8 protein-coding genes are annotated in these 9,362 nt (G+C 64.6%); 5 read left to right on the top strand and 3 right to left on the bottom strand.

Annotated elements, in window-relative coordinates; genetic code table 11:
- From Q0248_RS04765 to gmk, 5 genes are all read left to right on the top strand, one after another.
- Window positions 1-636, top strand: a 636-nt coding sequence (locus Q0248_RS04765; RefSeq protein ID WP_299320327.1) for a HesA/MoeB/ThiF family protein, incomplete at its 5' end; no start/stop codon positions are given.
- Window positions 637-1,012: 376 nt separating this feature from the next.
- Window positions 1,013-2,455, top strand: coding sequence for a DNA recombination protein RmuC (gene rmuC / locus Q0248_RS04770; protein ID WP_299320330.1), 1,443 nt, complete (start codon window positions 1,013-1,015; stop codon window positions 2,453-2,455).
- Between the two features lie 204 nt (window positions 2,456-2,659).
- A complete protein-coding gene (locus Q0248_RS04775; protein ID WP_299320332.1) occupies window positions 2,660-3,121 on the top strand; it encodes a peroxiredoxin in 462 nt (153 codons plus the stop codon).
- A 24-nt stretch (window positions 3,122-3,145) separates the two neighbouring features.
- A complete protein-coding gene (recA, locus tag Q0248_RS04780) occupies window positions 3,146-4,261 on the top strand; it encodes a recombinase RecA (protein WP_211788381.1) in 1,116 nt (371 codons plus the stop codon).
- Window positions 4,262-4,265: 4 nt separating this feature from the next.
- Complete coding sequence (gene gmk / locus Q0248_RS04785; RefSeq protein ID WP_299320336.1) at window positions 4,266-4,835, top strand: guanylate kinase; 570 nt, start codon at window positions 4,266-4,268, stop codon at window positions 4,833-4,835.
- A gap of 118 nt (window positions 4,836-4,953) precedes the next feature.
- Here gmk and cobC read toward each other — a convergent pair whose 3' ends face one another.
- The 3 genes from cobC to Q0248_RS04800 all read right to left on the bottom strand — a co-directional run bounded on the left by cobC (window position 4,954) and on the right by Q0248_RS04800 (window position 8,712).
- Window positions 4,954-5,508, bottom strand: coding sequence for an alpha-ribazole phosphatase family protein (gene cobC, locus Q0248_RS04790; RefSeq protein WP_299320342.1), 555 nt, complete (start codon window positions 5,506-5,508; stop codon window positions 4,954-4,956).
- Between the two features lie 19 nt (window positions 5,509-5,527).
- Entirely contained in the window at window positions 5,528-6,352 is an 825-nt protein-coding gene (locus Q0248_RS04795; RefSeq protein WP_299320338.1) for an adenosylcobinamide-GDP ribazoletransferase, read from the bottom strand.
- Window positions 6,353-6,456: 104 nt separating this feature from the next.
- Window positions 6,457-8,712 (bottom strand): GH92 family glycosyl hydrolase, encoded by a 2,256-nt coding sequence (locus Q0248_RS04800; RefSeq protein ID WP_299320340.1) that lies wholly within the window; start codon window positions 8,710-8,712, stop codon window positions 6,457-6,459.
- Window positions 8,713-9,362 lie beyond the last annotated feature (650 nt).

A 9,362-nucleotide genomic window follows, 5' to 3' on the forward strand; every position in this document is an offset into this window, starting at 1 on the left:
GGCGGACTGGGCTCCACCCTCCTGCCGCTGCTGGTGGGGGCAGGCGTCGGGCAGCTGCGCCTCTGCGATGGGGATATCGTCACCCGCAGCAACCTCCCCCGCCAGACGCTCTACCGCACGGACGAGCTCGGCGGCAGCAAGGCGCAGCTGGCTGCCGAGCGGCTCCGCGCCCTCAACCCCCACTGCCAGCTCATCGCCTCGGCCGAATACCTCAGCCCCGAGAATGCCCCGCGCCTCCTCGGCGGGGTCGATCTCATCCTCGACGCCACGGACAATGAGCCCGCCCGCCGCTGCCTCGACGCCTACAGCCGCGCCGCTGCGATCCCTTGGCTCTATGCCTCGGCCGAGGGCTGGGGCGGGCAGCTGGCGCTCTTCCTCCCTGGTCGTCCAGGCTACGCCGAGCTCTTCCCCGAGGCGCCAGCACCCGCCCCGAGCGAGGTGCCCCAGGGCTCTACCGCACCCGCCACAGCCGAGGGCGGCCACCCCATCCCTGTGCTGGCGACGACGCCCGCCCTCATCGCTTCGCTGGCCGCCACCGAGGCGCTCAAGTACCTCCTCGGGCTCCCAACGACGCTCGCCGACAGCCTGCTCCTCGTCGACAGCCTCGGCATGCGCCTGCAGCGTATCCAACGCTGAGCCCCTGCCCCCAGGGCTAGATCATCCTCCAGCCCCTGCCGCCTCGCACAACGTCGAGCGCGGCAGGGGCTTTCTCTTATTCCTTGCGCCCTGCCTCAGCTGGGGGCTAAGGCAGGGCGGGGCGCGCTCCGACGAAGAGCCAGCTAAGGGGGAGGCCTCACGAGGGATATCAGTGAGACGGCTGAGGGACGTCCATCAGCCTGCTGAGGGGTATCCATGGGAGCACTGAGGGATACCCCTCACGGAGGCGAGACAAGGTCATCGCTACGCTCCGCCGCCCTGCGTGCAGCCCTAGGAGAAGCGAGGCAAGGCAGGGCGAGGTAGGTAGCGAGATATTTCGTACCTTTATTTAAGCAAACCAATAGCCCTGCAGCCCATGCTCTACCTATCCATCCTCCTCGTCTGTCTCAGCCTCATCATCTTCGTCCTCCTCTACCAGCGTCAGGCGGCCATCCGTCAGGCGCTCGAGCCCAAGGACGAGCAGCTCCAGCGCCTTGACCTCGAGTGCCAGCGCCTGAGAGGCGAACTCGCCGAGCGCGCGACCCAGCTCGAGCAGCTGCGGCAGGAGCATAGCCAGCGCCTGCAGCAGCTGGCGCGCCTCGAGGAGCAGACCCAGCAGCAGGAGGCCCTCAAGGCTGAGTTCGCGAGCCTCCAGCAGGACTACCTCCAGAGTCAGACCAGCCTCAGCGCGCAGAGCCAGGAGCTGCGACAGCTACGCGAGCAGCTCGCCGCCTCCCGTGCCGAGCAGGGCGAGATCAGCCAGACGCTACGCGAGAGCTTCCGCAACCTCGCCACCGAAGTACTGCAGGGTCAGCGCGCCGAGCTCAGCACGCGCAATCTCGAGCAGCTCGCCCCGCTCAAGGAGGAGCTCCAGCGCTTCAGCGAGCAGGTCGGCAAGGTCTATAATGAGGAGGCCCGCGAGCGCTTCTCCCTGCAGCGAGAGATCATGAAGCTCGTCGAGCGCAGCCAGGAGCTGAGCCAGGAGACCACGCAGCTAACGCAGGCACTCAAGGGCGACAGCAAGGTACAGGGCGACTGGGGCGAGATGATCCTGGAGCGTATCCTCGAGCAGAGTGGCCTACGGCGCGACGAGGAGTACTTCGTCCAGCAGACCCTGCGCGATGCCGAAGGGCGCCTCATCACCACAGAGGACAACAAGGGCGGCCTGCGCCCCGACGTGCTGGTGAAGTACCCCAACGGCGGGACGCTGGTCATCGACAGCAAGGTCAGCCTCACGGCCTACCTCAGCTACCTATCGGCCGAGACCGAGGAGCAGCGCGAGCAGGCCGCCGCCGCGCATCTGCTGAGCGTACGCCACCACATCGACGAGCTCGCTGCCAAGCGCTACGAGACGCATACGGCAGGCTCACCGAACTTCGTCATGCTCTTCGTCCCCAACGAGCCCGCCTACATGCTCGCCCTCAGCCGCGACAAGCAGCTCTGGGAGTACGCCTACCGCAAGAACGTCATCCTCATCAACGGCACCAACCTCATCGCTAGCCTCCGCCTGGCGCAGGACATGTGGCAGCGCGAGCGTCAGGACCGCAACGTGGAGCAGATCCTCGAGCGGGCGAATAAGCTCTACGACAAGGTCGTGGCCTTCGGCGACCAGTTCGTCACCCTCGGTGACCGCCTCCAGAAGGCCCTCGAGAGCTACGAGGGGGCGAAGAAGTCCCTTGACTCGGGCCGTGGCAACCTCGTCTCGCAGTTCGAGAAGCTCCGCAAGCTGGGCCTCAATCCCAAGCGCAAGCTGACGGCTGCCCTACGTAGCTCAGAGGACGAGCACGAGGAGGAGGACGAGGAGCAGCAGGAGGCTTAGCCGACCCGCAGCCCGAGGCTTCAGCGGCCTTGCATGCGCCCTTAATCGTGCTTGCGACTAAGCGACCGAGAGAGCTTCACAGCGCCCGCAGCGGGACGCCCTACAGAGCACCTTAGCCCCGCCCCACCGAGCGCGTCCAGCTGAGGCACAGCCTATTCCCCCCTTAATTGTATATTTGTATAGATTCAATATATTAAGTGCATTATGGCATTCACACTAGGAGACCTAGTCCCCGACCTCCTGGGGACGGACCAAGACGGTCGTGAGGTACGCCGCTCGGACTACCCCGGGCGCAAGATCATCCTCTACTTCTACCCCAAGGACAATACCTCGGGCTGCACCGCTCAGGCCTGCTCGCTACGCGACGGCTACAGCGAGCTGCGCGCCGCAGGCTACGAGATCATCGGCGTCAGCCGTGACTCGGCCAAGAGCCACCAGAAGTTCATCACCCAGCACGAGCTGCCCTTCCGCCTCATCGTCGATAGCGACGTCCAGCTCAACGAGCTCTTCGGCACCTGGATCGAGAAGAGCATGTACGGGCGCAAGTACATGGGTACCGAGCGTACGACCTTCGTCCTCGACGAAGAGGGACGCATCGAGCGCATCCTGCGCGGCAAGGAGATCTCCACCAAGGAGCACGCCCAGCAGCTGCTCCAGCATCAGTAGTCAATCACACACCCCAATAGCATCATGAGCGAAGAAGTAAAAGACATAAAGGTACGCGGGCTCAAGTCTAAGGACAAGGAGCTCAGCCCCGAGGAGCGCCGCCGGCAGGCCCTCGAGACGACCCTCGCAGGCATCGACAAGGCCTACGGCAAGGGCGCCATCATCAACATGGCCGCCCGCCCCACCGAGCAGGTGGACAAGATCCCCACCGGCTCCATCACCCTAGACAATGCCCTCGGCATCGGTGGCTACCCCCGTGGCCGTATCATCGAGATCTTCGGCCCCGAGTCCTCGGGTAAGACGACGCTCGCCATCCACGCCATCGCAGAGGTGCAGAAGGCGGGCGGCATGGCAGCGATCATCGACGCCGAGCACGCCTTCGACCCCACTTATGCCGAGGCCCTCGGCGTGAACATGGAGGACCTCTACATCTCCCAGCCCGACAACGGCGAGCAGGCCCTCGACATCGCCGAGCGCCTCATCCGCTCGGGCACGATGGACCTGGTGATCATCGACTCCGTCGCCGCCCTTGTCCCCAAGAGCGAGATCGAGGGCGATATGGGCGAGGCCAAGGTAGGGCTGCAGGCTCGCCTCATGTCCCAGGCCCTACGCAAGATCACGGGTGCCATCAGCAAGTCGAATACCGCCTGCATCTTCATCAACCAGCTGCGTGAGAAGATCGGGGGCAATATGTACGGCCCGAGCGAGACGACCACGGGGGGGAACGCCCTCAAGTTCTACGCCTCCGTGCGCCTAGACATCCGCCGCCGCTCGCAGATCAAGGACGGCGACGAGGTGCTGGGGAACCAGACCACCGTCAAGGTCGTGAAGAACAAGGTCGCACCGCCCTTCCGCAGCGCTACCTTCGACATCATCTACGGCGAGGGTATCTCCCGCACGGGTGAGATCATCGACCTGGCAGAGAGCGCCGACATCATCAAGAAGAGCGGCGCCTGGTACAGCTACGGCGCTACAAAGCTCGGGCAGGGACGCGAGGCAGCCAAGACGACGCTGCTCGACAACCCCGAGCTGATGGAGGAGCTGACGGCCAAGATCAACGAAGGCCTCAAGGGCAACAGCATCGCCGCGGGCAAGAAGAAAAAGAGAAGCAAGGACGAAGACGAGGACGACGAAGCCTAGCCGCATGGGAAAGCTCATCATCATCTCCGCTCCCTCAGGTACGGGCAAGAGCACACTCATCACTCGCCTGATGAGCGAGCACCCCGAGCTCCAGCTGCGCTTCTCCGTCTCGGCCACCAGCCGAGCGCCTCGCGGCGCCGAGCGCGACGGGGTGGAGTACCACTTCTTCAGCCCAGAGGAATTCGAGCAGCGTATCGCCCGCGGTGAGTTCCTCGAGTACGAGGAGGTCTATAGCGGCCGCTACTACGGCACGCTACGCAGTGAGGTGGATGCACGCCTCTCGGAGGGCGGGCGCGTGATCTTCGACGTGGACTACGTCGGGGGGCTCAACATCAAGCGCACCTACGGCTCCGAGGCCCTCAGCATCTTCATCCTTCCGCCGAGCATCGAGGAGCTCCGCCATCGCCTCGTCGGGCGCTCTACCGACAGCCCCGAGGTCATCGAGGAGCGTATCGCCAAGGCCGAGCTGGAGCTGCAGCACGCGGGGGAGTTCGATCTACAGCTGGTCAACTCTGACCTCGAGGAGTGCTACGAGCGCTTCTACGCAGCCATCAGCCACTTCCTCGACGAGTAGGCGCCGTCCCCTACCTACAATAAAGCCCTCGGGGCACCCCAGTAGCATGCGCTGCTGGGGTGCCCCGAGGGCTTTATTACTTACTTAGGCGTGAGGGAAGGCTCGCGCACCCTGCCCCTTAGAGCTCCAGCGTGCAGATCGCTCCGTAGGGGTCAAGACTGGCGAAGGCCTCCTCCAGCGGGCAGAGGCCGAGGGCGACACGTGCCGCCACCAGCACCCCGCCGTGGGCGAAGGCCAGCACCTCATGCGTCCCCGCACCCAGCGCTTCCTTCCGCGCCGCGAGGCCGCGGACGAAGTCCCCGACACGCTCCACCTGCTCCACGAAGGACTCGCCCCCGGGAGGGGCTACGTGCAGGTAGTCGGCATACCAGCGCTCCAGCTGTGGGTCGCGGATGTCGTCGAAGCGCTGCAGCTCCCAGTCACCGAAATTCAGCTCCAGGAGGCGCTCGTCCAGCTCGGGCTCATAGCCACAGTAGCGCGCCAGCCGACGGCTACGGCTCAGCGGACTGCTGTAGACGGCGTGCGGCGCTTGGCCCTCGAGCAGCAGCCCGAGGCGCTGACGCACGGCATGCGCCTCGTCCATGAAGGTCGGGCGCAGCGGCACGTCCGTACGCCCATAGCAGACGCCCGCGGGGACGTCGACCGAGGTATGGCGGATGAGGTGTAGGCGCAGCGTAGGCGGCCTTTGATCCTTAGAGTGCATAGCGGTTAAGGAGTGCATACATAGCGAGGACGGCGGCGAGGTAGCAGAGCTCAGAGAGGAGGCAGAGCGCCCCGCAGGTATCGCCCGTATAGCCCCCGATGCGGCGGCGCAGATAGGCGATGAGGAGGAGACTTAGCCCAAGGGGAGCCAAGGCTAGGAGGCGCAGCCAGCCGAACTCCTCGGGCAGGCTAAGCAGCACAGCGCCGAGGCTCACAACCAATCCCAGGAGCAGCGGCACCGCGCTCGTCCGTCGGTAGACGACCTGCGTCTTGCTCTGCTCCTCGCGCCGCGCATAGGGCAGCAGCTGCACCTGGAGCTGCGCGGCGAACTTACCCATCAGATCCGCCGCCACCAGCACCCAGGGGAAGGGAACCCCGCCCTCAAGGGCGGTGCTGATCTCATCATAGAGCAGCAGCGTCTGCGCCATACCCACATAGCAGAGGTAGTAGAGGACAAAGCCGAGGACGGCATAGCTGCCCACATGGCTGTCCTTCATGATCGCCAGCACCCGCTCGCGATCGCGCCCCCCGCCAAAGCCGTCGAAGAAGTCCCCCAGCCCGTCCTCATGGAAGGCGCCCGTCAGGATCATCCTGCAGCCGAGGGCCAGCACCAGCGCTACCTGCATGGAGAAGAGCTGCGCCAGGAGCCAGTAGCTCCCCGCCAGCGTCAGCGCCGTGAGGACGCCCACGACGGGCCACCAGCTGAGGGCGTCCTCATAGTCCTCCTTGGTGAGGCTGCGTAGGCGCCAGAAGGGCAGCCGTGTGAAGAGGCTTGCCGCGGCCACGAGGGCGCCGAGATGTGATCGCTTGTTCATCACGTATCGTATATCATTTACTTATCCTATCGGCTTGAGTTATCCAGCGTGCCCGTCCTATGCCGCGGGCTGCGCTGGGGCAGGCCTCCACTGAGCTCAGTGGCTTAGTACCAGATGTGCCCGCGCTCGCTCGTCAGCTCGAAGCTCAGCTCCCCACCACGCTGCAGCTCCTCCCAGCTGATGTAGGAGCGGCGTAGGAGCTGGCCGTTGAGGCGCACAGACTTGATATAGCGCTTGTCCTGCTGACGTCCCTCAGCCTTGATGCGCAGCACTGCCCCCGAGCCTAGGCGCAGGCGCGCCTCCTCGAAGAGCGGCGTCGTCAGCTCATAGCGCCCCGACAGCGGATCGAGGGGGTAGAAGCCGAGGGCCGTCATGACGTACCAGGCCGACATCTGCCCACAGTCCTCATTACCGCAGAGCCCGCTGGGGCGATCGTTATAGAGCTGAGTGAGGATATGGAGGTTGATCTCGGCGGTGCGCCAGGGCTGGCGTGCCGCGTTGTAGAGGAAGCTGTTGTGGTGCCCGGGCTCATTGCCATGGGCGTACTGCCCGATCATCCCCGTGGAGAAGATAGGTAGCTCGATCTCCTGCGGCGTCGGGCTGGTGAAGTACTCATCGAGACGACGCGCCAGGCCCTCGGCACCGCCCATCAGCTGCATCATCCCCTCAACATCGTGCTGCACGCTGAAGAGGTACTGATAGGCATTGCTCTCGGTATAGTCCTTGGTGTAGGCGAAGGGATTGAAGTCCGCACGCCACACGCCCGAGGCACTGCGGGCACGGAAGAAGCCGCGCTCAGCGTCCCAGAGCTTGCGGTAGCTCTGGGCACGTGCCTCGTAGCGCTTCGCCGCAGCCTCATCCCCCATCCAGCGGGCATAGGCGGCGATGGCGGCATCATCGTAGGCATACTCCAGCGTCTTGGATACGCTCTCCTCCTCGGTGTCGTAGGGCACGTAGCCGAGGCGCTGGTATTCGTCCAGCCCGCGGTAGCCACGACGCTCGGCCGTAGAGCGCAGCAGCGCCAGCAGCGCCGCCTTATCACGGGGCTTATAGATGCCCTTCAGCACCGCCTCCACGATGACGGGCACCGAGTGGTAGCCGATCATCATATCCGTCTCGGAGGCGAACATCGACCATACGGGCAGGTGGCCACCGTTTTCACGGCCGAAGTCGACGAGCGAGCGCACGAGGTCGCGGCTTGTCTTCGGGTCAAGGAGGTTGTACAGCGGATGCGCGGTGCGGTAGGTGTCCCAGAGGGAGAAGGTCGAGTAGGCGGCCTGTCCCTTCGGCAGGCGATGCACCTTACGATCGGCCCCGAGGTAGGCGCCCGAGACATCCGAGCTCAGCGTGGGGCAGATCTGCGCGCGGTAGAGCGCCGTATAGAAGGTCGTACGGAGGCTGTCAGGCGTAGACGAGGCGATCTCGATCTGCCCGAGGCGCGCCGCCCACGCAGCTTCGCTCTGCCTGCGGTAGCCGTCGAAGTTATCCCGCGGTGCTTCGGCCGCGAGGTTGGCACGGGCTCCCGCCTCGCTCACCCCAGAAAGGGCGGTCGTCACCGTGATCTGCTCGCCCGCCTTAACCTTATAATAGAGATAGGCGCGGTGGCTCAGCCCGACGACCTTGCCCTCATGGCGCAGCGTGTCGGTCTTCAGCTCCCAGTGCTGCGGCTGACGCGAGAGACGCGAGGCGAAGAAGACGCGCTGATCACGTGCCCAGCCGTCGGAGAAGCGATAGCCCGCGAGCCTACGCCCTCCCTCGGTGACGCGGATCTGGCTGGCCGTCGTACGGTCCCAGTTCATCGCCTTGGTGAGGTTGAGGATGATGCAGGCCGAGTCGCTCCCCCGCTCGAAGGTATAGCGCTGCACGCCCACACGGGGCAGTGCCGTCAGCTCGACTCGGATCTGGTAGGGCTGGAGCGTCACGGCGTAGTAACCCGCCCGCGCCTGCTCGCTGCTGTGGCTGAAGCGTGCGTGCACCCCGAGATGCTCTTCCTTCGCCTCCCGACTATCGTCCAGCGCGGGCAGCAGCACGGGTAAGAAGGAGATGTCATAGAGGTCGCCCGCGCCCGTCCCACTCAGGTGCGTATGGCTGAAGCCCGCGATCGTACTGTCTGGGTAGAAGTAACCCGCGATGCGGTCCCAGCCTCCGATACCATTGTCAGGGCTCAGCTGCACCATCCCGAAGGGTGCCGAGGGCCCAGGGTAGACGTTCCCTACCCAGTCGGTCCCGATGAGGGGATTGACTGCGTAGCCCAGCTGACGGGGCTGCAGCAGCTGTGCCGAGAGCGGTAGCGCAAGAAGGGACGAAAGGAGAGCCAGCCGCACGCGACGCCCTAGATAGTTAGTTGTAATGTAGCTCATCATCGTTTGTTTAAGTCCCCGCCAGCGGGCTCCGCTGACGGCAGCACTCCTTCCCGAGTCTAGGATCCACGGGAGGAAAGCACCCTCGTCCACCGCCTCCAGAGGCGGCGCAAGGAAATCCGCGAGTTGCCCCACGCGAGTAGTAAGCAACCCGCAGCGCTGTGGGCACCGCAGGCCAAGGGTAGAGCCCTGCAGCCCAAGAGCCTAGTCCTCAAGCGAAGCCAAGGCTACTCCGCAAGCCTGCCCAAGTACCCAAGACAGCCCCACAAGCTAGCCCAAGAGAGCCAAGCACGCGAGCTAAAGGCAGTCCCGCAAGCGAGCTCAAACCTCGTCGAAGAGCAGGCAGCCGCACGAGCCGCCTAGGCAGCCGGCTTGTCCGCAGCCTTCACTCACTGTCCAGAGAACTAGCTAAGAGCTCCGCTCCACTGCACCGAGGCTCCACTAAAAGCCTTTGCCCAAAAAGCCGAGGCCATACTCAGAGCAGCATCCCGGATCGGAAGCGAGCCTAGTGCAAGGTAGCTCCAGCCCCGAGGCGAGGGGTACAAAAGCAAGAAAGGCGATAACTAGCAGCAGCTAATCATCGCCTCCTCGGATGGGTGAGAACATTGATATGACAGCAGAAGGTAGCACGCGCGCTAAAGGTCCAAAAC

The sequence above is a fragment of the uncultured Porphyromonas sp. genome (genome assembly GCF_938046015.1).
Classification (GTDB): Bacteria; Bacteroidota; Bacteroidia; order Bacteroidales; family Porphyromonadaceae; genus Porphyromonas.

Bases quoted from the DNA above. Each gene is read 5' to 3' on its own strand.
- rmuC (WP_299320330.1), top strand. From the start codon at position 1,013: ATGCTCTACCTATCCATCCTCCTCGTCTGTCTCAGCCTCATCATCTTC.
- Q0248_RS04775 (WP_299320332.1), top strand. From the start codon at position 2,660: ATGGCATTCACACTAGGAGACCTAGTCCCCGACCTCCTGGGGACGGAC.
- recA (WP_211788381.1), top strand. From the start codon at position 3,146: ATGAGCGAAGAAGTAAAAGACATAAAGGTACGCGGGCTCAAGTCTAAG.
- gmk (WP_299320336.1), top strand. From the start codon at position 4,266: ATGGGAAAGCTCATCATCATCTCCGCTCCCTCAGGTACGGGCAAGAGC.
- Q0248_RS04795 (WP_299320338.1), bottom strand. From the start codon at position 6,352: ATGAACAAGCGATCACATCTCGGCGCCCTCGTGGCCGCGGCAAGCCTC.
- Q0248_RS04800 (WP_299320340.1), bottom strand. From the start codon at position 8,712: ATGAGCTACATTACAACTAACTATCTAGGGCGTCGCGTGCGGCTGGCT.